Annotated in this window: 12 protein-coding genes and 1 riboswitch; of the genes, 3 read left to right on the top strand and 9 right to left on the bottom strand. The window is 70.8% G+C overall.

All coding sequences use genetic code 11. The features are described 5' to 3' along the window. Window positions 1–3: 3 nt before the first annotated feature. From thiD to thiC, 5 genes are read right to left on the bottom strand one after another with little or no spacing between them, the layout of a single operon-like run. Window positions 4–1,554: a bifunctional hydroxymethylpyrimidine kinase/phosphomethylpyrimidine kinase gene (thiD, locus tag GT347_RS15715; RefSeq protein WP_160553084.1), complete on the bottom strand. Its 1,551-nt coding sequence runs from the start codon at window positions 1,552–1,554 to the stop codon at window positions 4–6. Next, window positions 1,551–2,375: a thiazole synthase gene (locus tag GT347_RS15710; protein WP_160553082.1), complete on the bottom strand. Its 825-nt coding sequence runs from the start codon at window positions 2,373–2,375 to the stop codon at window positions 1,551–1,553. Before GT347_RS15710 ends, thiD begins: the two co-directional genes overlap by 4 nt. A 3-nt stretch (window positions 2,376–2,378) precedes the next feature. Continuing rightward, window positions 2,379–2,588: a sulfur carrier protein ThiS gene (gene thiS / locus GT347_RS15705; protein ID WP_195812353.1), complete on the bottom strand. Its 210-nt coding sequence runs from the start codon at window positions 2,586–2,588 to the stop codon at window positions 2,379–2,381. After that, window positions 2,581–3,645: an FAD-dependent oxidoreductase gene (locus tag GT347_RS15700; protein ID WP_160553081.1), complete on the bottom strand. Its 1,065-nt coding sequence runs from the start codon at window positions 3,643–3,645 to the stop codon at window positions 2,581–2,583. The genes thiS and GT347_RS15700 overlap by 8 nt, the downstream gene beginning before the upstream one ends. 2 nt (window positions 3,646–3,647) lie before the next feature. Beyond that, window positions 3,648–5,528 (bottom strand): phosphomethylpyrimidine synthase ThiC, encoded by a 1,881-nt coding sequence (gene thiC, locus GT347_RS15695; RefSeq protein WP_160553079.1) that lies wholly within the window; start codon window positions 5,526–5,528, stop codon window positions 3,648–3,650. Between the two features lie 101 nt (window positions 5,529–5,629). Continuing rightward, window positions 5,630–5,739: riboswitch (TPP riboswitch) on the bottom strand. Between the two features lie 88 nt (window positions 5,740–5,827). On the opposite strand from thiC, the gene GT347_RS15690 reads away from it, so the two are divergent. Further along, window positions 5,828–8,053 (top strand): O-linked N-acetylglucosamine transferase family protein, encoded by a 2,226-nt coding sequence (locus tag GT347_RS15690; RefSeq protein ID WP_160553078.1) that lies wholly within the window; start codon window positions 5,828–5,830, stop codon window positions 8,051–8,053. Window positions 8,054–8,084: 31 nt separating this feature from the next. On the opposite strand, the gene GT347_RS15685 is transcribed toward GT347_RS15690, so the two are convergent. After that, on the bottom strand, window positions 8,085–8,777 hold the full coding sequence (locus tag GT347_RS15685; RefSeq protein WP_229722332.1) for an HAD family hydrolase: 693 nt from the start codon (window positions 8,775–8,777) through the stop codon (window positions 8,085–8,087). A gap of 155 nt (window positions 8,778–8,932) precedes the next feature. Here GT347_RS15685 and GT347_RS15680 point away from each other — a divergent pair, with 155 nt between their 5' ends. Then, on the top strand, window positions 8,933–10,063 hold the full coding sequence (locus GT347_RS15680) for an HD-GYP domain-containing protein (RefSeq protein WP_160553076.1): 1,131 nt from the start codon (window positions 8,933–8,935) through the stop codon (window positions 10,061–10,063). Here GT347_RS15680 and GT347_RS15675 read toward each other — a convergent pair. Next, window positions 10,054–10,488 (bottom strand): YchJ family protein, encoded by a 435-nt coding sequence (locus GT347_RS15675; RefSeq protein WP_160553075.1) that lies wholly within the window; start codon window positions 10,486–10,488, stop codon window positions 10,054–10,056. The genes GT347_RS15680 and GT347_RS15675 overlap by 10 nt on opposite strands. A gap of 198 nt (window positions 10,489–10,686) precedes the next feature. Here GT347_RS15675 and GT347_RS15670 point away from each other — a divergent pair, with 198 nt between their 5' ends. Beyond that, the gene (locus GT347_RS15670) at window positions 10,687–11,763 is read left to right on the top strand and encodes an alkene reductase (RefSeq protein WP_160553073.1); all 1,077 of its coding nucleotides are present in this window, start codon (window positions 10,687–10,689) and stop codon (window positions 11,761–11,763) included. A gap of 359 nt (window positions 11,764–12,122) precedes the next feature. On the opposite strand, the gene GT347_RS15665 is transcribed toward GT347_RS15670, so the two are convergent. Next, window positions 12,123–12,431 carry a colicin immunity protein gene (locus GT347_RS15665; protein ID WP_160553072.1) on the bottom strand — a complete coding sequence of 103 codons (309 nt, stop codon included), beginning with the start codon at window positions 12,429–12,431 and terminating at the stop codon, window positions 12,123–12,125. A 3-nt stretch (window positions 12,432–12,434) separates the two neighbouring features. Beyond that, window positions 12,435–21,542, bottom strand: a complete 9,108-nt coding sequence (locus GT347_RS27855) for a two-partner secretion domain-containing protein (RefSeq protein ID WP_160553071.1) — start codon at window positions 21,540–21,542, stop codon at window positions 12,435–12,437. Window positions 21,543–21,631 lie beyond the last annotated feature (89 nt).

Below are 21,631 nucleotides of genomic sequence, written 5' to 3'. Positions count from 1 at the left end.
GCTTCAGAGGCTGGGCCGCGGCCCTGGCGGCAGCGGCGGCCGTGCGGCCCCGGCACCGCGCCGCAGCGCCTGCAGGAAAGCGGGGACCGTGGCCGAAGGCGCATCGCCCAGGCCGCGCACCACGCAGACGCCATCGGCGCCGCGCGCGGCCGCCGCCTCGGCCTGTGCCGGCTCCAGGATGCCGCCGATGGCCACCACAGGCGCGCCGGCCATGGCCACCCACCAGGCCAGGTTGTCCAGCCCCTGCGCGCGCCAGGGCATCTGCTTGGTGAGCGTCGGCCAGACCGGGCCGCAGGCGATGTAGCGCGGCGCCAGCGAGCGGGCGCGCGCCAGCTCCCACAGGCTGTGCGAGCTGATGCCGAGCGCCGGTGCGCCGTCGGCGCGCAGGGCCAGGCGCTGCCCGTCGTCCAGCGCCAGCAGGTCTTCCTGGCCCAGGTGCAGGCCGGAAGCGCCCAGTTCGGCGGCCAGGGCATGGTGGTCGTTGACGAAGAGCATCGCGCCGTGTTCGCGGCAGCGGGCGACGGCTTCGGCGATCTGCTGGCGCACCTGGGCGCGCCAGGCCGGGTCGGGGCCGGGCGGTGTCTTGATGCGCAGCTGCACCGTGCGCACGCCGGCTTCCAGCACCCGGGCCACCCGCCCGGCGCTGTCGACGATGGCGTAGAGGCCCAGCGCGGGCCATGCGGCGGGCGACGAGAAAGGGGCGAAGCAGGGCTCGGCGCTCCACGACATCTGCGGCATGAGCGAGGCATCCGTCGCGAAGCCGGCGCGCGCCCGCACCGGTCCGGCGCCCTGCCCCGCGGCGCTGCCGTGGCGCAAGGCCTGGGCGGTCGCCATCTTGGCCAGCACCAGGGCATCGGCGGCGACGAAGCCCTGCGCCATCGCGGCCGCCGCGGCGCTGGCGAAGGTGCAGCCGGTGCCGTGGTGGTGCGGCGTGTCCAGGCGCGGCAGGGCCAGCCAGCCGGCGGCCTGCGGGGTGTCCATCCAGTCCAGGGCCAGGCCGTCGGCACGGGTGTCGTCGCCGCCGGTCACACACACGCTGTGCGCGCCGCGCGAGCGCAGGGCGGCGGCCAGCAGCGGCGCGGCGCTGGCTTCCGGCAGGCCGGCCAGCCGGGCGGCCTCGCGGCGGTTGGGGGTGATCAGCGTGGCGCGCGGCAGCAGCAGGGCGCGGTAGGCGGCCAGCGTGGCGTCATCGGCGAAGTCCGCGCCGGTGCTGGCCGAGAGCACCGGGTCGACCACCAGCGCCACCGGCGCGCGCTGGCGCAGCCGGTCGATCCATTCGGCCACGAGGGCCACCTGCTGCGGGCCGCCGAGCAGGCCGGTCTTGATGGCGGCGGGCGGCAGGTCGTGTTCCAGCGTGGCGAGCTGGGCGGCCAGGGTGGCGGGCGGCAGCACGTCTATGCGCCGCACGCCCTGCGAGTTCTGCGCGGTGACCGCCGCCACCGCGGTGCACAGGTGCACGCCGCAGGCATCGGCCGCGCGCTGATCGGCGGCGATGCCGGCGCCGCCGCCGCTGTCGGTGCCGGCGATGGTCCAGACAATGGCCAGGCCGCTCATGGCGCGCCGATCAGGAAGGCCTCGCCGCCCACCGGCGTGCTGGCCACGGCGAAGTCCTGCCGGGCGATCACGCCCGCGCCCCAGGCAGTGCGCCCTGCCTCGATGGCCAGGCGGAAGGCCTGCGCCATGGCGGCCGGGCGCGCCGCATGGGCCACGGCCGAGTTGAGCAGCACCGCGTCGAAGCCCATCTCCAGGGCCTGCGCCGCATGCGAGGGCGCGCCGATGCCGGCATCCACGATCAGGACGGTGTCGGGCAGGCGCTCGCGCAGCGTGCGCAGCGCGAAGGGATTGAGCAGGCCCTGGCCGGAGCCGATGGGCGCGCCCCAGGGCATCAGCAGCGGGCAACCGGCATCGAGCAGGCGGCGCGCGGTGACCAGGTCGTCGGTGCAGTAGGGCCAGACGGTGAAACCATCACGCGCCAGTTCGCGCGCCGCCGCCACCAGCTCCACCGGATCGGGCTGCAGCGTGTGTTCGTCGCCGACCACTTCGAGCTTGATCCAGTCGGTGCCGTAGAGCTCGCGCGCCATCTGCGCCAGCACGACGGCCTCGCGGGCGGTGCGGCAGCCGGCGGTGTTGGGCAGCAGCTGCGCGCCGGCGGCGCGGGCCGCGGCATGCACGGTGGCGACGAAGCCGTTGTCGTCGCCGCCGCCGGCCAGGCCGCGCCGCAGGCCGACGGTGACGGCAGCCGGCCGCGCGGCGGCGATGGCCTGGGCCAGCTCCGCCGGCGAGGGATAACCGGCCGTGCCCAGCAGGAAACGGCTGCGCAGCAGGGTGTCGCCGACCCGCCAGGTATCGGCGGGCAGGCAGGAGGATGGGTTCATGGTTCAGCCACCGACGATGGGTTGGACGAGCACCACCCGGTCGCCTTCGGCGAGCCGGGTGGCATGGCGTTGTTCGCGGCGCACGAAGTCGCCGTTGAGCGCGGTGGCGCAGGCCTGCGGCGCATGGCCGAGCGCGGCCAGCAGATCGGCCAGGCTGCTGCCTTCGGGCACCCGGTGCGGGCGGCCGGCGAGTTCGATGGCGATCTCAGGCATGCAACGCCTCCTTCAGTCCGGCCCGGGCCAGCGCGTCCTGCACCAGGGCTGGCGCCATCAGCCAGCCGTGGCGGAACAGGCCGTTGATGCGCACCAGGCCCTCGCTCACCTCGGTGCCGGGCTGGTGGTCGGGCCAGGCCGGGCGCAGGTTGCGGTCCAGCCTTTCGATGCGTGCCTCGGCCAGGGCCGGCATCACGCTGTGGGCGGCGGCCATCAGCTCGACGGAGCTGCGCAGGGAGACGGGCGAGCGGTCCTCGGACTCGATCTCGCTGGCGCCGACGAAGACCCGGTCCGCGCCGCGCGGCAGCAGGTAGACCGCATGGCGCGGATGCAGCAGGCGCACCGGCCGCGTCAGGCCATGGGCGGGCGCCTGCAGCCAGACGGTCTCGCCGCGCACGCCGCGCAGCGTGGCGAAGCCACCGTCCTCCGCCTTGCCCGAGCGGGCGCCCAGGCCGCGGGTGTCGAACACCCAGTCGACATGCAGCGTCCGGCCGCCGGCCTGCAGCCGTCCGGCCGACAGGGCAGCGACGGGCGAACGCCAGTGCCAGTCCACCGAGGCGGCGGCGCGGCGCTGCAGCAGGCAGAGCGTGGCGGGCGGATCGATCTGCGCCTCCTGCGGCAGCAGCCAGGCGCTGGCCGCGCCGTGCAGCGCCGGCTCCAGCGTGGCCAGGGCTTCGGCGCCCAGGGCCTGCGGTGCCGGGCGGGCGCCCTGCAGCCGGGCCAGCACACGCTGGGCGCTGGCCCGGTCGGCACGGTGGGCCAGCAGCAGGCTGCCGCGCTGCTTCAAGAGGCCGGGAGCGCCCAGGCCTTCGACGATGTCGCGCCACAGCGGGATGGAGCGCCAGCCGAGTGCGGCGATGGCCGCATCGGCCCGGTCGAGTTCGGCCGTGGGGCTCAGCATGCCGGCCGCGCTGAAGGCCGCCGCGCCGTGGCCGTCGTAGGTGGGCTCCGGCCCGGGCGCCGGATCGAACACCGCCACCTCGTGCCCCGCATGCCCCAGCTGCCAGGCCAGCAGCCGGCCCAGCAGGCCGGCGCCGGCGATCGCGATGCGGGCCATCTTCAGGCCTGCCGGATCGGGATGTAGAACTCGCCGCCGGCCGCGCGGAATTCGGCCGACTTCTCGGCCATGCCCTCGCTCAGCGCCTGCTCGTCGGCCAGGCCGCGTTCGGCGGCGAACTCGCGCACCTCCTGGGAGATCTTCATCGAGCAGAACTTGGGGCCGCACATGGAACAGAAATGGGCCGACTTGCTGCTGTCCTTGGGCAGGGTCTCGTCGTGGAATTCACGGGCGGTATCCGGGTCCAGGCCCAGGTTGAACTGGTCCTGCCAGCGGAATTCGAAGCGGGCCTTGCTGAGCGCGTCGTCGCGGTAGCGCGCGCCCGGATGGCCCTTGGCCACGTCGGCCGCATGCGCGGCGATCTTGTAGGCGATGATGCCCTGCTTCACGTCGTCGCGGTCGGGCAGGCCCAGGTGCTCCTTGGGCGTGACGTAGCAGAGCATGGCCGTGCCGGCCCAGCCGATCATGGCCGCGCCGATGGCCGAGGCGATATGGTCGTAGCCGGGCGCGATGTCGATGGTCAGCGGCCCCAGCGTGTAGAACGGGGCTTCGTGGCAGAGCCGCAGCTGCTCGTCCATATTGGCCTGGATCATGTGCATGGGCACATGGCCGGGGCCTTCGATCATGGTCTGCACATCGTGCTTCCAGGCCACCTGCGTCAGCTCGCCCAGGGTGCGCAGCTCGGCGAACTGGGCCTCGTCGTTGGCATCGGCGCCCGAGCCCGGCCGCAATCCGTCGCCGAGCGAGAAGCTCACGTCGTACTGCTTCATGATGTCGCAGATGTCCTCGAAGTGGGTGTAGAGGAAGCTCTCCTTGTGATGGGCGATGCACCACTTGGCCATGATGGATCCGCCGCGCGAGACGATGCCGGTCATGCGCTTCGCGGTCAGGTGGATGAAGGGCAGGCGCAGGCCGGCGTGGATGGTGAAGTAGTCCACGCCCTGCTCGGCCTGCTCGATCAGCGTGTCGCGGTAGAGCTCCCAGGTCAGGTCCTCGGCCACGCCGCCCACCTTCTCCAGCGCCTGGTAGATGGGCACGGTGCCGATGGGCACCGGGCTGTTGCGCACGATCCAGTCGCGGGTGGTGTGGATGTTGCGGCCGGTGGAGAGGTCCATCACGTTGTCGGCGCCCCAGCGGATGGACCAGACCAGTTTCTCCACTTCTTCCTCGATGCTGGAGGTGACGGCCGAGTTGCCGATGTTGGCGTTGATCTTGACCCGGAAGTTGCGGCCGATGGCCATCGGCTCGACCTCGGGATGGTTGATGTTGGCCGGGATGATGGCGCGGCCGCGGGCCACCTCGTCGCGCACGAATTCCGGCGTGATGATGCGCGGGATCTGCGCGCCCATCGGGTTGCCGGCCACGCGCCGGGCGCGTTCGGTGTCGGCCGCGTATTCGGCCATCCATTCGCGCCGGCCGTTCTCGCGCAGGGCCACGTATTCCATCTCGGGCGTGACGATGCCGCGCCGGGCGTAGTGCATCTGGGTGACGTTGCCGCCGGACTTCGCGCGGCGCGGCGTGCGCTGCAGGGCGGCGGCCTCGGCGCGCAGCTGCTCGATGCGGGCCTGGTCGCGGCCTTCGTGGGTGCCGCCGTCGTCCAGGATGCGGGCCAGGCGGCCGGCATAGCTCTCGGTGTCGGCGCGTTCGGCGATCCAGGGGCCGCGCACATCGGCCAGGCCCTGGCGCACGTCGATGCGGGCCGCGGGATCGGTGTAGGGGCCGGAGGTGTCGTAGAGCGAGACGGTCTCGCCGCTGGTCAGGGCCACGTCGCGCACCGGCACCTGGATGTCGGCGCGGCTGCCTGCGATGCGGCCCTTGCGGGAGGCGGGGAAGGGCTCGCGGGTCAGCGCAAGCAGTTCGGCGAATTCGTGCGGGGCATTCATGGAAGCACTCCTGGTCGTGGGGACGATGGGTGCTCCGCAAATCGTTCGGACCGGCCCGCGCCGGACGGATGCGCTCCATGAAGGAGGATCCGCCCAGGGGGCCAGGGAACTGCAGCTCTTCTTACGCCGGTACTAGCCGGTTCAAGTTCGCGGGTTTGGCAAAAGGTATTGCCGTCTCAGCATGTCGTTCCATGCACCCCGGAGCGGGGCGGATTCTAGACCCGATCCCCCACCGCGGCAAAGCGGCCGGGCGCGACGCGAGCCCCCGGGGCAATAATGGCCGGCTACTCCCCAACGAGATGAGCGCCCTCTTGGAAAGCCAGCACCAGACCTTCATCGGCGTTGCCGTGCACCTGCATCGCGAAGGCGCGTCCGAGCTCGCCGCGGAGATCTTCCAGGCCTGCCTGGCGGAGGGCACGCCGGCGCTGCCGGACCCATCCCGCGACATGCTGGTGGTGGCCGCCGAACTGCACCGGCGCGGCCAGCTCGGCCTGGCCGAACGCCTGTACCGCCATCTGCTTAAGGCCCCCTCGCCGCCGGCCGACGCCTACAACCTGCTGGGTTATGCGCTGCATCAGCAGGGCCGCTCGCAGGAGGGCATGCAGCAGGTGGCCATGGCCATCGCGCTGGATCCGCACCAGGCCGACTTCCACAACCACTTCGGCCTGACCCTGCAGGGCCAGGGCAGCCAGCACTGGAGCGAGGCCGCCGCGGCCTACCTGCGGGCGCTCGAACTGTCCCCCGGGCATGCGCAGGCGCTGGACAACCTGTTGGGCCTGCTGGCCGCCATGCCCGAACCCTCGCCGCTGACCGATGCGCTGCGCCGGGCGATGCAGCAAGGCGCCGCCGCCGGCACCCAATGGCTGCGGCTCGGCGCCATCCACGAGAAACACCAGCGCCATGCGGAGGCGGCCGCCGCCTACGCCAGCGCCGAATCCGCGATGCCGGGCCAGGCCGAGCCGCTGCTGCGCCTGGGCACGCTGCACCAGGCCCACAAACACCTGGAGGCCGCCTGCGAGGTGTACCAGCGCCTGCTGCAGATGGTGCCGGGCCACCGCCTCGCCCAGGAACGGCTGGCGGACTGCCGCTGCGAAATGGGCGAGTTCGCGCAAGGCCTGGCCGATCTGGAGGCGCTCCACCAGGATCACCCCTCGCCCGCGCTGCAGGCACGCATCGAGCTGGCCTTCCCCTGCCTGCCCGACTCGCTGCAGCAGATCGAAACGCTGCGCGGCAAGCTCGAAGCCACGCTGGACGACTACCTGGCCCGCAGCGAAACCCTGCCGCCGCTGTTCTCGCCCGGCTTCTTCTACCTGGCCTACCACGGCCGCGACGACCGCGAACTGCAGCGCAAGGGCGCGCTGCTGGCGCGCAAGTCGATGCCGCAGCTGGACTACACGGCGCCCTGGGTGGCCGGCTACGCCGGCCCGGGCGCCAGGATCCGGCTGGCGATCGCCTCCTCGCTCTTCTACACACACAGCATCGGGCGCACCACCCGCGGCATCGTCGACCAGCTCGACCGCAGCCGTTTCGAGGTGGTGCTCGTCTGCCTGCCGCCGCGGCGCAGCGATGACATGGCGCACGCCATGCGCGCCGCGGCGGACCGTGTGATCGACCTCCAGGGCGACCTGCAGCGCGACCGACAGACCCTGGAACAGGCCCGCTTCGACGCGATCTTCTACGTCGACATCGGCATGAACCCCTACCAGTCCATGCTGGCCCACGCCCGCCTGGCGCCGCTGCAGTGCACCCATGCCGGCCATCCCGACACCACCGGCATCCCCACCGTGGACTGGTGGATCTCGGTGGACGAGCTGGAGCCGCCCGACGCCGCCTCGCACTACAGCGAGCAGCTGCACCTGCTGCGTGGGGTGCCGCATTTCAGCTACTACTACCGCCCGCGCCTGCCCGAGCGCCTCAAGCAGCGTGCGGACTACGGACTGCGCGACGACGAGCATGTCTTCATCTGCCCGCAGTACGTCTTCAAGCTGCACCCGGATTTCGACCTGATCCTGGAGCAGATCCTGCGCACCGATCCGCGGGCCCGCATCCTGCTGACCCGCTCCCCGGTGGCCCACTGGAGCACCGTGCTGCTGCGCCGCCTGGAAGGCCGCATGGGCCGGCTGGTGGACCGCATCACCTGCCTGCCGGGCCTGGCGATGCCGGACCTGATGAACCTGGAACAGCTCTGCGACGCGGTGCTGGACACGCCGCACTTCAACGGCTTCAACACCACGCTGGAAGCCTGGGCCGCGCATGCGCCGGTGGTCACCCTGCCGGGCGCCTTCTACCGGGGCATGCACACCGCCGGGATGTACCGCTTCATGGGACTGCACGAGCTGATCGCGCGGGACGCGGACGACTATGTGCGCATCGCCCTGCGCCTGGCCACGGACGCGGAGTTCAGCCGCGCCATGCGCGCCGCCATCGCCGAACGCATCGGCGTGCTGTACGAGAACGCCGAGGTGGTGCGCGAGTACGAACGCTTTTTCGAGCAGAAGCTGGCGGCGCTGGCCCGGCCGGCATGAGGCGCGCGCCGCTTGCCGGCCCGCCCGCCGTTCAGGTCAGCCAGTCGGCGATCTCTTCCATGCTCGACGCCACCCGGTGCACCCCCACCGCCAGCAGGTCGGCCGTGCCGCTGTGGCCCAGGCCGCCCGGGTTGTAGCCGAACACGGTCGCGCCCGCGGCCACGCCGGCGGTGGCGCCGGTGACCGTGTCCTCCACCACCGCGCAGCGCTTGGGGTCCACGCCCAGCGCCTTGGCGGCGGCCAGGTAGACATCGGGATAGGGCTTGCTGCGCGGCTGGTCGTGGCCGCTGAAGTAGCGGCCTTCGAAGCAGTCGTAGATGCCGATCTTGCGCAGCTGCAGTTCGATCTTGCCGCGGTCGGCGCCGGAGGCGCAGGCGATGCGGCCGTTGTAGGCCGCGAAGATGCGGCGCACGGCCTCCGGCGCGCCGGGAATGGGCAGCAGCTCGGCCGACAGGCGCGCATTGCGGCGCTGCCAGAACTCGGCGAACCATTCGGGCGTGAGCGGCTTTCCGGTCTGCGCCTCGATCAGCGCGCTTTCGTCCTTCACGGCCTTGCCGACGAAGATGCGCATCACATCTTCGTGGCTGAGTTTCCAGCCGCGCTCTTCGAGCATGTCGCGCAGCACGGCGCCGGTGATGGGTTCGGAATCGACCAGCACGCCGTCGCAGTCGAACAGCACGGCATCGAAGGGCATGGAGGAGGAGGTGTCGCGGGTGTCAGGCATGAGAGGATTGTCGCCCTGCGCGCAGCAGTGCCCGGAAATGGCCGGCCAATACCCGCCAGTTGGCGGTTTTCCCGCGCAGCGCCAGGCCCTAAGATTTCCCCGATATTCCGTTTCGGCCCGCCAGTGCGCGGCGCCGCCCTTCGAGGTCCGTCCGCATGCAACTCATCCCTTTCGACGAAGTACGACTGCAGGTCGTCGCCGGCGCCGCCCTGCCCTGGGATGTGCGCACCGCCAGCGGCGAGCTGCTGCTGGCGCGCGGCCAGGTGGTGCTGGACATCGGCATGGCCGATGCCCTGCAGGCGCGCGGCGCTTTCGTGGACACCGCCATCCCCGGACTGCCCGGCAGCGAAGAGGAATACGACAACCAGGAAGACACCCTGCCCGACCGCTGGCTGACACTCGAAGCCCGCCTGGGCGGCCTGCTGCGCGCGCCCGGCGACGGCCTGTTCCTGGCGCGGCTGCGGCAGACGCTGGCCATGGTCGTGTCGACGGCGCAGGAGCATTCGGACGAGTTGATCTACCTGATCCTGCGGCACGACCACACCCGCCTGTCCAACTATGGCGTGGCCCATGCCCTGCACTGCGCCGCCCTGTGCGCGGTGCTGGCCCAGCGCATCGGCTGGAGCGGCACCCGCTGCGTGAGCCTGGTGGGCGCGGCGCTGACGATGAACATGTCCATCCTCGAACTGCAGGGCCGGCTGGCCTCCGAAGGCGTGCCGCCGACCGAGGCCGAACGCGCCGAGATCGAGCAGCATCCCCTGGTCAGCGCCCGCATGCTGCGCGCCGCCGGCCTGCACGACGCCGAATGGCTGCAGGCGGTGGAGCAGCACCACGAGGCCCAGGGCGGCACCGGCTACCCCAACAAGATCCAGGGGCCGAGCGAGATGTCGCAGCTGCTGCGGCTGGTGGACATCTTCACCGCCAAGCACAGCCCGCGCACCGGGCGTGGCCCGCTGCCGGCGCACCAGGCGGCGCGCGAGCTGTTCCTGCAGAGCCGCAACGATCCCTTCGCCAGCATCCTGATCCGCGAACTGGGCATCTATCCGCCCGGCTGCTTCGTGCTGCTGACGAATGGCGAGACGGCCGTGGTCACCCATGTGGGCGAGACGGCGCGCACGCCCAAGGTGGCGGTGGTGATCAACCGGCGCGGCGAGGCGCTGATGCAGCCGCTGCGGCGGGATACGGCGCTGCCGGGATTCGCGATCGAGAAGACGGTGCCGGACCGGCTGGTGCGTGTCTCCGTCTCGGCCGATGTGCTCTACGGCCGGCGCCCCACCTACCTCTGAGCCGCCTTGGGATGGCCCGGCCCCAGGTCGCCATCCCGGTAATACCAGCGCCCCAACTCGCGCACGAAACGGCTGTTCTCCTCCAGCCGGTGCGCCCGGCCGCCGGCATCGCGCTGGCGGGCCACGAAGCTCACCTCCGCATGGTCGGCATCGATGGCCTGGAAGCTGCGCACCTCCAGCCCGAGCCAGCGGGTACCCGGGTCGAAGGACAAGGATGCGGGCCGGAAATCCGCATGCCAGGTGGCCAGCAGATAGGCCTCGCGCTCCAGCACGAAGGCGCTGTAGCGTGAACGCATGAGGGCTTCGGCATCCGGCGCGGGCGCGGTGTCGAAATGCTCCAGCCAGCGGCCGCAGCAGGCGGCATAGGACAGGGTTTTGCGGCGGGCGTCGGTGCGGCCGCAGGGACAGGGATCGGGCACGGTCATGCGGGGATCGGAAGTCGCAGGAAAACAGGTCGGCGCACTCTAGCACCGCCCCCGCTGCCTGCCACGAAACCGCTTCCGGGCCCGGGGCCGGGCCGCCAAAGGCCCGATCCCATGGGGATATTCCATGCCGCGCAGCGCACGGATGGCACGGCCGATAAGGTGCGGCCACTCCGTGTTTCCACCCATACCGTCGCACCCATGACCACTCTTTTCACCCCCCTGCAGGCAGGCGCACTGTCGCTCCGCAACCGCATCGTGATGGCTCCGCTGACACGCACCCGCGCCACCGGCGGCGGCCGCGTGCCCAACCGGCTGATGGCCGAGTACTACGCCCAGCGCGCCTCGGCCGGCATGATCCTGACCGAGGCCACCTCGGTCACGCCCATGGGCGTGGGTTATCCGAACACGCCGGGCATCTGGTCCGACGAGCAGGTCGAAGGCTGGAAGCTGGTGACCCAGGCGGTGCATGCCGCCGGCGGGCTGATCGTGATGCAGCTCTGGCATGTGGGCCGCATCTCCAGCCCCGACTACCTGGACGGCCAGAAGCCAGTGGCGCCCAGCGCGATCCGGCCCAAGGGCCATGTGAGCCTGATCCGGCCGCAGCAGGATTACGTGGAGCCGCGCGCGCTGGCGCTGGAGGAAATCGCCGGCGTCGTCGAGGCCTACCGTGTCGGCGCCCAGAACGCCAAAAGCGCCGGTTTCGACGGCGTGCAGCTGCACGGCGCCAACGGCTACCTGCTGGACCAGTTCCTGCAGGACAGCACCAACCGCCGCACCGACGCCTACGGCGGCAGCATCGAGAACCGCGCCCGCCTGCTGCTGGAGGCGACCGACGCCGCCATCTCGGTGTGGGGCGCCGACCGCGTGGGCATGCACCTGGCGCCGCGCGCGGATTCGCACGACATGGGCGATTCCGACCGGGCCGCGACCTTCGGCTACGTGGCGCGCGAACTGGGCCGCCGCAAGATCGCCTTCATCGCCGCACGCGAATCGCAGGCCGCGCCGCGCCTGGGGCCGCAGCTGAAGGCGGCTTTCGGCGGCGTCTATATCGCCAACGAAGGGCTGGACCAGGCTACCGGGGAGAAGCTGCTGGAGGCGGGCGAGGCGGATGCGGTTGCTTGGGGGAAGCTGTTCATCGCCAATCCGGATCTGCCGGCGCGGTTCAAGGCGGGGGCGGCCTTGAATGCTTGGGATGCCAATACCTTCTATGGGGATAACGGGGGGGCGGCTGGGTATACGGACTATCCGGCGCTGAATGAGGCGGTCGTGGTCTGAGGGGTCTCGCTGCTTCCTTCAATCCGAGCGGGCGGGTGCAAAGCTCGCCTGCTGACACCGTGATGGCTCATGCTCGTTTATATGGAACACGACTGTTTTGCACCCGCCTTGCAGGCCAATCTCCCAAAAGGCCTCATAGCTGCTGGCTGAGTGCGGGGCTGAATCGATTCCCTGTACACCGCATCCTCGCGGCGCGCGGGATCTGCTGCAGCTGATGCTGACGGAGTTGTTGATACTCTGCCGACGAACGCCTATACCGACTTTTTTGCTATCGACCTGAAAGCGATGCCTCCTGCCATGGCGGATGCTGCCGCATTGCCGGATGACATTCCGTCATACGATTGGAATTACCCCAAATTTTAGACTGTCAATATAAAAGCGTTGTGCACAAATTTCTCTTCGAGGATAAATTTTGCCGCAAGCTCGTTGTTTTCCCCAGGCGAATCAAAAATGACCGCCACTTTGCTGTCCCAGACACAATCGCCACGAGCCTCGAAACCAGAGGCATTAAAAATACCTCCCTCAATTCGGCCAATTGACACACGGCGGAATGTGGCAATCTTACAAACCGAAAGCGCGGCTTCGGGCGATAACTTCATAACAGCATTTCCATTTAATTCAAAAAAATCTTCGCCGTCTTCATATATTTTTTGGTCATCGATTTTCATAAATTATTTCCATATTATGCGACTGTCGGGAATCCATTTTGGATCATTTCTATTACTTAACTGCACTATCTCGCCCGTCCGATCGTTGACAACGATATAACCGTTTTTTGATCCGTATACCGACGCAGAATCATTTCGTCCTTGTCCGTCGGCTGTTTTCGCGGCGGAACGGTTATCCATCGTAGTACCGACTGCACCGCGACCGATCTCGGCATGAATGTCGATCAAATCCCACCCACGCGCTTCCATCTGGCCCGCAATCTTAGGGTCTAATGTTATTTTGAGAATGTTCACCATCTCAAAATTTGACCGATCTAGAGCGGTGCGTCTTCCCACGCCCTCTACTGGATCGAGCGCAAACCCAATCGCCATGCGCTCGTCCGGCGTGAGGGTAGAAAGATCGAAGTTCCCTCCATCCAGCGCCATGAGCCCCACCCGGGCGACGTTCCTCGCCGACTCAATCTGGCTGTTGACTTCGCTGATCTGGGCATTCAGCTGAGCCGCCGCAGCCGGATCGCTTGTCTGCTGGGCCTGCAGTTCCAACTGCGTCTGATAGTCCTTCAAGTCGGTGATGTCGGCCGCAACCTTGGCCAGCGCCCCGCCGCAGGTCGTGGCGTTGCCGGTGAGGCAGGCGTCTTCGGCCGCGGCGTTGTTCTCCAGGCTGCGAGCCTGACGCTCCTTGACCGGGTCGTGCTTCGCCAGGTCGGCGGTGGTCAGGTAGTTGTTGGTGGTGGCGTTGAAGCCTCCGGCTGCGCCTGCTGCGCCGCCGGCTGCTGCTCCGATGGCGGTGCCGGCCGCAGCGACCAGGGCGTTCTTGACGCCGGTGGGTAGATCGGTCTGAGCGATCTGCTGGGCAACCGCGTCGATGGCGAGTTGACTGGCGGCGCTCCCAATAGCCCCTTGTATGCCACCGGTGAGGCCTGCGGCGAGCGCGTGGGCGGCGACTCGATAGGCACCGCCCTCGGCCCACTTGGCGGCCTCGGCAGGGTCTGTGTCCTTGAGTTCTTTGTATTTGGCGTCGGCATAGTCACCGACGGCTTTGGCTGCTTGCTGGCCGAAGGTGCTGGTGATGTGCACCTGGGCCGCGACCTCCTTGGCGACCTTGTCCGGATCGAAGTTGTTGACGAGGCCGTTGCTGCTGGCGCCCGTGCGTGCTTCGGTGTTGCCCGCAATACCGCTGATCCCGCTGGTGGTCGTGCTGCTGGCGTGCCCGCTGGCGCTGCCGATGCCTGCGGCCGCGCCGTTGATGCCGCCGGCTGAGTTGGGCGTGGCGCCCTGCTTGCTGCCGTCGCTGGCCTTGCCGGTGCCGCCCGGGCTGTAGCTGCCCGAGAGGCTGAAGCCGCTGGCGTTGTAGTCGGCGTGGTTCTGGATGTCGCTGGTGGTGAGGCTCTGCGTGTCGAAGCGGTTGACCCCGGAGTCCACGGCTGCCTGGGTGCTGGCAATGATGCCGCCGACGAGATCGGTGCTGCCCTTGACGTTGACCTGGAACCCGCCGGCACCAGCCTGGATGCCGCTCTGCTCGGCGACGCTGGCGTAGTCGGCGTTGGACTTGCTGTTGCTGTTGCTGAAACTGGCGCTGCCGCCGCCGCCTGCACCGACCATCACGCTGGCGCCGGCGCTTTGTTGCCTGGATTCGTAGCGGCTGGTGTCCTGCAGGCTCTGGATGGTGAGCTTGCCGCCGATGTCGGCCGCGACCTGGTTGGCGCTGATGACGCCGCCGATGATGTTGGTATCGCCGCCGCTGTGGATGTCCACGCGGTTGCCGGCGCTGATGTGGCTGTTGGACTGGATCACGTCCTCGCCGTCGGCATGGCCCCGGGCCATGCTGGCGGCCGCATTGAAGCCGATGCCGGAGCCGCTGCTGCCGGCCTGGAGGGCGATGCCGACGCTGGCGGAGCTGCTGCTGTTCTTGCTGTGCTGGCTGGCGGTGTCCTGCGCGGCGAGGATGTCTATGCGGTTGTCGGCGTCGAGGGATACGTTGCTGCTGGCGCTGACGTCGCTGCCGCGGATCAGGATGTTGCTGCCGTGGCCGGCGCCGGTGGCGCTGATGGCGACGTTGCGGCCCTGCACCGTGCTGCCCCGGGCGCTGTCACTGGTTTGGTCGGTGCTGCTGTCGCTCTGGCTGGAGCCGAGGCTCAGGCTGATGCCGACGTTGCCGGCCTTCGCGGCGTCTGCGGGATTGGCGGCATTGCCCATCGCCGCGAGGCCCTGTGCAGCAGTGCCGGCCTGCATGGCGGCGCTGGCGGCGCCGAGCGCCTGCATGCGGCCGCTTTGCGTCTGGCCGACTGCCTCTACGGTGGCGGCGGCGCTCTGCAGCGCGGCGATGACGGGGCTGGTGACGGCCAGGGTCAGGCCGCTCTGGCGCAGGTGCTGTTCGCTGTGGGTTTGCGTCGTCTCGCGGGCCTCGACGATCTGCACGTCGCGGGCCTGGATGGCGATGTCGCCGGTGGGCGCGACCACATCGCTGCCGATCTGGCGGTACTGGTTGCCGGCAGTGATCGCGATGTTGCCGTTGATGCTGCCGACAGTGCTGGCGGCTGCGGTGGTGGCGGTGCTGGTGGTGGATTCGTTCTGGGCGCGCTGGCCCACGGTCACGCCGATGCCGCCCGAGCCCATGAGGCCGCTCCTGGTTTGCGCGCGGTCGTGGGTTTCGCTGCTGGTCTGGGTCTGGGCGCTGATGACGATGTCGCGGCCGGCGGTCAGCTGGGTGGCGCTGTCGGCGACGACCTGGCTGCCAGCGATGGCGATGTCGCGGCCGGCCTGCACGGCCAGCAGGCCGGTGCCGCCTTCGAGCTGGCCCTGGCGGATGCTGATGTCCTGCGCCGCCTGCAGCGAGGTGATGCCGCTGACGGTGGCGATGCTGGAGCCGATCTCGGCCGTCTCGGACTCGCTGCGGTGGTTCTGCGTGTTCCAGGCCACGCTTTCGCTGGCGCCGACCGCGACCATGCCGATGTTCAGGTCCTGGCCCGCGCGGACCTGCGTGGCGTTGCCGGCATTGGCGATCAGGGCGCCGAGGAAGCGCCGGCCGGTGAGCTGGGCGACCTGTTTGCGCAAAAGCTGCTGTTCGTAGAAGCCGTGGCCCAGGCGTTTCTGCGCCAGGGCCGGGTCCTGGCCCAGGGCGGCGAGCATGTAGTCGCTGCTGAGCCACTGGTTGCGGTCGGTGAAGCGCGGATCGGTCTGGACGAGGGTGGGGACGCTGCTGGACGGGTCGATGCTGAACAGGCTGGCGCTGGGCAGGGTGCGCGGCGGGGTGGCGACACGGACGAAGGCCGCATCGGCGGCGGACGGCGCGGGGGCAGGAGCGGGCGCGGCCGGCGTGGGCGGCGGCGCTGGCTGCGTGGTGTGGAAGGCGTCGTCGATGAGCTTGGTGTCGACGCTGTCGGCACCCCGGTCGGCCGACGCCGCGACGCTGGCTGTCGTCGGCGACGCAAGCATGGCCACCGCGGCCACGCGGCCGCTGGCGACATCGGCCGGAACCGGCGCCACCGGCTGGGGCGCGCTGCCCGCGGAATGGCCGGCACCGCTGGCGGTGGCGTACTGCTGGTACGCCAGCCCGGTGGCGAGCGGATAGGTGGTGACGGTGTCGGCCGGCTGGTAGGGCTGCGTGCCGTCGGTGTGGGCGTTGGCATCCTGGAAGGTGTGCGTGACGCGGTGCCAGTGCGTGGCCGTGCCCGCGCTGTGTTCAATCTGCTGGCCGGTGGTCTGCAGGTTCTGCGGCGGGCGGTCGGTGGTGATGGCGCCACCGGCGATGACCTGGCTGTCGCGGTTGGTGAGCGCGCCGGCGATGCGGATGTCGCCGCCGGCGCTGATGCGGGCCGGGGCACTGGCGATGAGGACGTCGCGGCTGGTCGTGCTGTCGGTGTCGTAGACGGTCCAGCCGGAGTAGCCGACGGACAAGGCGTCGTTCTCGGCGACCACGGCGTTGTGGCGGACGATGGCGGCCTGCAGCTGGGTCCAGGGGCTGTTGATCTCGCCGTTCTGGTCCAGGGGCCCCATGCCGCTCGGCGGCGGGGTGACGCCGAGCTCTTCGAAGCGCCGGGAATCTGCGGGTTCGAAGATGAAGTTTTCGGTGCAGTCGCCGCAGGCGGCCGGGCGGATGGCGTCTTCCAGCGTCTTCACGGTGCCATAGAGTTCCGGATGCAGCTTGTGATGGATGTAGCCGTCGATCTCCACGAATTCGCTGGCGGGAAAGCGCTCGGTCTGGCCATCGGGGACGAGGGTCTGCTCGTGGCCGGTGGAGACCGTCTGGCGGGCGGTCTGCAGGTGCAGGTCGAGGTTCTGCACGCTGGCGCTGCTCAGGGCGATGGAGCCCAGGGCTTCGATGGTGGCGCTGGCGTTGGTGATGTCGGCGGCGCTGCCGGCGGCGCGGCGGCTGGCGTCGAGGCTGCCGCCGATGGCGGTGTCGCCCAGGCTCAGCAGCAGGGCGCCGTCCTGGTTGAGGACGGTGGCGGCGCCGATGTCCAGGCGCTCGCGGGCGGCGATGGTGGGAGCGGCGCCGCCGAAGCTGCCGAGGTTGCGCAGCTGCTGGGCGGCGATGCTGATGTCATCGCCGTAGATGCGTGCGGCGCCGGTGTTGTCGAGGGTGCCGACGTCGATGCGGGTGGCACTGCCGTCGATCAGGCCCTGGTTGGCCAGGGTGCCGGCGGCGTGCAGGGCGGTGGTGACTTCGGCGCTCAGTTCGGCGCCGGCGGCGTTGCCGAGGTTGCGGGCCTGCACATCGAGCGTGCGGCCGGCGTGCAGCAGGCCCTGGTTGAGCAGGTCGGCGGGGGTGGTCCAGGCGAGGTCGCGGGCGGCGCTCCACTGGCCGTCGTGCACCGTGTCCTGGGTGGTGGAGATACGCATGTCGCGGCCGGCCTGGGCCTGGCCGCTGGCTTCGATGGTGGCGGCGGCGATGGCGAGGTCGGTGCCGGCGAGCAGCCGGCCGCCGCCGTTGCGCAGCAGCAGGGTGGCGGAAGCGGGCGCAGCAGCCGCTTGCGGGTCGGCGATGGTGAGGGTCCCGCCCGCGACGATCAGGCCGGCGCTGTTGTCGAGCAGGCGGCTGGCGGCGATGTCGATGGCGTTTTCACTGCGGATGGCGCCCTGGGTGTTATCGAGAACGGTTGTGCGGATGGCGAGGTCGCGGGCTTCGATGCCCTGGTCCTGCTCCTTGCTCGTGCGGTTGGCGACGGTGGCGGCGGCGATGTCCAGTCGGCCGCCGGCACGCAGCAGGCCGGCGCTGTTGTCCACGCTGCCGTTGCGGGCGTCCAGCGACAGGTCGGCGGCGGTCTGGATCTGGCCGACGCGGTTGTCCAGGATGCCGGAGGCGGTCTGGAGGGTGATGCCGGACTGGCCGAGGATGCGGCCGGCGGCGTTGCGCAGGGCGGTGCCGTCGGCACCGGCGGCCAGGGCGATGTGCAGCGGGCCGGCGGCGGCGACCAGGCCGGCGCTGTTGTCGAGCGGGCCGGCCTGCAGGTCGAGCCGGCCGGCGGCGGTGATGCCGCCCGGAGCGTCCGGGTTGGCATGGGCCGCGGCATCGCGGTTGGACAGGGCCTGGCCGTGGGTGTCGATGGCGAGGTCGCCGGCGGACTGGATGAGGCCGGCATCGTTTTGCAGGGGGCCGGAGGCGATGCGCAGATCGCCTGCGGGCGCGGTGGTGGCGATGGTGCCGCCGCGGTTGTCCAGCATGGCCGCGCCGGTGTCGATATCGATGCTGCCGGCGATCAACTGGCCCTGGCGGTTGTCCAGTGCCGCTCCTGCAAAGGCGAGTGTGCCGGCGGCCTGCAGGCGGCCGGACTGGTTGCTGGCGGCCTGGCGTGCGCCGAGCTGCAGTCCTGACTCCACGCTGGCCAGGGTGCCACTGTCGTTGACGAGGGTGCCGGCGGCGAGGCGGGTATCGCCGTTGGCGGCGACGAGGCCCTCACGGTTGTCGAGCAGGCCGGCGATGTCGGCGGCCAATGCGCCCTGCGCGGTGAGCGCGCCGCCGCGGTTGTCCAGGCTCTGCGCGCTCAGGCGGCCCTGGCCGCCGGCGGCGATGAGGCCGCCGTCCCGGTTGTCCACGGCGCCTGCGGCGTTCAATGCCAGGTCGGCGCCGGCGGCGGTCTGGACGCGGCCCGCGCCGTTGAGCAGGCTGGCGGCGGATAGGTCGAGCCGGCCGTTGCTGGCGATGGCGCCCTGGCGGTTGTCCAGGCTGCCAGCGACGGCGATGCGGGCATCGCCCTGGCCGGTCTGCTGCAGCTGGCCGGCGCGGTTGGAGAGTTGCCCCGCCTCCAGCTGCAGGGCGGCGGCGCTGCTCAGGCCGCCGTCCTGCGTCCAGGCGCCGGCCACCTGGGCATGGAGGGCGCCGTCGGCCAGGATCTGGCCGCTGCTGCCGTCGAGCGCCGATGCGGACAAGGCCAGCACCGCCGCCGGATCGGCGCTCGCGTGGCGGATCACGCCTTCGCTGTTGTCGAGCGCGCCGCCGGCCTGCAGGGTGAAGTGCTCCGACTGGACGGCGATCAGCCCGCCATGGTTGTCCAGGCCGGCCGCGCTGCGGATGGCGCCCGCGGTGCCGGCGGGCGAGCCTTCCGGCGCGCTCTCCACGATGCGGCCCTGGCGGTTGGAGAGGCTGCCGGCGGCCACATCCAGCCCGCCGGCCGCGATGCTGCCGTGGTCGTTGTCGAAGGCGCCGCGTACCTGGGCCTGCAGTGTTCCCTGCGCGAGCACGGCGCCGCCCGCGCCCTGGTAATCGCCGGCGGCGATCCGCAGCTGGCCGCCGGCCAGGGTTCCGCCCTGGTTGCGCAGTTCCGCCTCGGCCTCCAGGGCCAGGGTGCCGGCCGCGACGACTTCGGCCTGGCGGGTGTCGATGCCGCCTTGCGTGGCGCGCGCCGCGATGGCCTGGGCGGCGGTGACGCTGCCCGAGAGGTCGAGGCTGGCGCCTTCCACCTGCAGGCTGCCGCCGGCCAGGTTGCGGCCGGTGGCGGCGATGGCGCCGGCGGCTTTCACGCGAAGCTCGCCGCTGGTGGCGAGGCTGCCGTCGGCCAAGGCGCCGGCCGCCAGCGTGCCGGCGGTGGCGATGCTGGCGGCCGCGATGTCCAGATTGCCGGCAGCGCTGACGCTGCCCGGGCTGTCGTCGGTGAACGCGGCCGAGACATCGGCGCGCAGGTCGTGGTCGGCACGCAGCACGCCGCCGTTGTGCAGGTTGGTGGCCTGCAGGGTGAGGTCCCGGGCTGCCTCGATGCGGCCCGTGCGGTTGTCCAGCACCGTGGCGGCGCTCACGCTGGCCGAGTCTTGCGTGGAGGCGATGGTGCCGCCGGTGTTGGAGACACTGCCGGCCGTCAGGCTGAGTGCGGCGCCGGCGGCCAGCATGCCGTCGGTGTTGGTGGTGGCCGCGGCGCTGCGCAGGGCCAGCGCGCCCTGGGCGGCGATGCGGCCCTCGGTGTTGTCCAGCGCGCGGCCTGCCTGCAGGTCGGCCGCGCCGTCCTGCGCCAGCAGGACGCCGCCACGGTTGAGGATGTCGCCCGCCGAAGCGATGGCCAGCGAGCCGGCGCGCACGGTACCGCCGCTGTTGTCGAACTGGCCGACATCGGCCCGGAAACCCTGGCTCAGCACCAGGGTGCCGCCGACGTTGCGGAATTCCGCACCGCTGACGGCGAGGGACTGCGCCTGCAGGGTGCCGCCGCTGTTGTCGACCGAAGGTGTCGCCAGCGTGACGGGGCTGCCGGCGTAGATGTGGCCGCCGTCGTTGCGCAGGACCGTGGCGGCGGCGATGCTGCCGGCCGGCAGCGGGGCAGAGCCGCCGGACGAAGCGGCGGCGGCCGGGTTGGTGGAGGCATCGGGCGCATCGCCCGCGGCCACGGCGGGCGAGGCGGTCGCGCCGCCGGCGGCGGCGGATGGGGACACTGCTGCGGCTGCGGCCACCGGCTCGTAGCCGATGAAACCGCCGGCCGTGTTGCTCAGCACCGGCGCCGCCAGCGAGAGGCCGGCCGGGCCGGTCTGGCGCAGGGTGCCGCCGCGGTTGTCGATATCGCCCTGGCTGCTGGCCAGGCGCAGCTGCGCGGCTTCCATGGTGCCGCCGCGGTTGTCCAGCGTGCCTTCGGTGCTGGTGCGCAGGCTGCCGGCGGCGGCGATGGTGCCGGCGTTGGCGAGCGTGCGGGCGGCGATGTCGGCGTCGGCGCCCGAGCGCAGCGTGCCGGTGTTGATGAGCTGGCCGTCGGCCGTCACGATCAGCGGGCCGTCCGCGGCGATGGTGCCGCGGCTGTTGACGCCCAGCCCGGCCTCGGTGCCGATCAGCCAGATGTGGCCGGCGTACATGCCGCCGATGGCCGCCACGTCCAGGGCGAAGCGCGGGCGCTCGCCGGTGCCGGCGGCCGGCGTGACGGTGCTGCCGTCGGCCGATGCGTCGTGCGCGCCGGCGGCCACCTTCAGGTTCTGCGCCCAGATGCCGGCGTTGACCTCCATCGCGCGGCTGAGGATGGTGGTGTAGTCCGCCGTGCGGGTGTCCAGGCCCAGGCCTTCGATCTGCACCGTGCCCTGGCGGACCCGGAAGGATTCGAGATTGCCGCCGTTCATCACCGGCGTGCCGGTGGTGAGCGTGACCCGGCTGGCGTTGATGAAACCCGCGCCGTCGACCTGGATGCCGGCCGGGTTGGCCACGATGACCTCGGCGCGCTGCCCGGCCACCTCGACCGGGCCGCGCAGGTAGCTCGGATTGCTGGAATTGACCTCGTTGAGGATGACCCGGGCGCTGCCGCCGGCCAGCCAGGGGTTGCCCTGGACCCAGCCGCCGATCTGGGTTTGCGTGCCGACCCGGCTGTTGTTGAGGATGGCGCCGGGCCGGTTCACGTCGAACTGGCCGTAGGTGTTGCGGCTGACGCCGGCGGCAGACGGCGTCTGGATGTTGACCTGGGGAATGCCGCTGGCGGTGTTGAGCACCGTGGGCCGCTGGCCGCCCGGGGCGCCGGGGTCGGCGACGATCTGGGCGTGGATCGGACCCCAGGTGAGCAGGGCCAGGAACAGGCCGCCGGCCACGGAGCGGCGGCGGGAGCGGCAACCCTCGCCGCCGGCGGATTTGCGGGTGCAAGCCGCGCTTTCCTGCACGGCCATCAGCTGGCCGCGGGCGCGGTTGAAGACGATACGGAAGGACTGGCGGTTCATGGCGGGTTCTGCCCTGGGACAAAACCGCGCACCATATCCGCCGAAAGTCAGCGGACGCTCACAAATTACGCAACTTGCCTTTGCGAAAG

It is taken from the genome of Xylophilus rhododendri (assembly GCF_009906855.1).
In the GTDB taxonomy this organism is placed as follows: domain Bacteria; phylum Pseudomonadota; class Gammaproteobacteria; order Burkholderiales; family Burkholderiaceae_C; genus Xylophilus; species Xylophilus rhododendri.
This window is presented reverse-complemented; position numbering and strand designations above follow the sequence as displayed.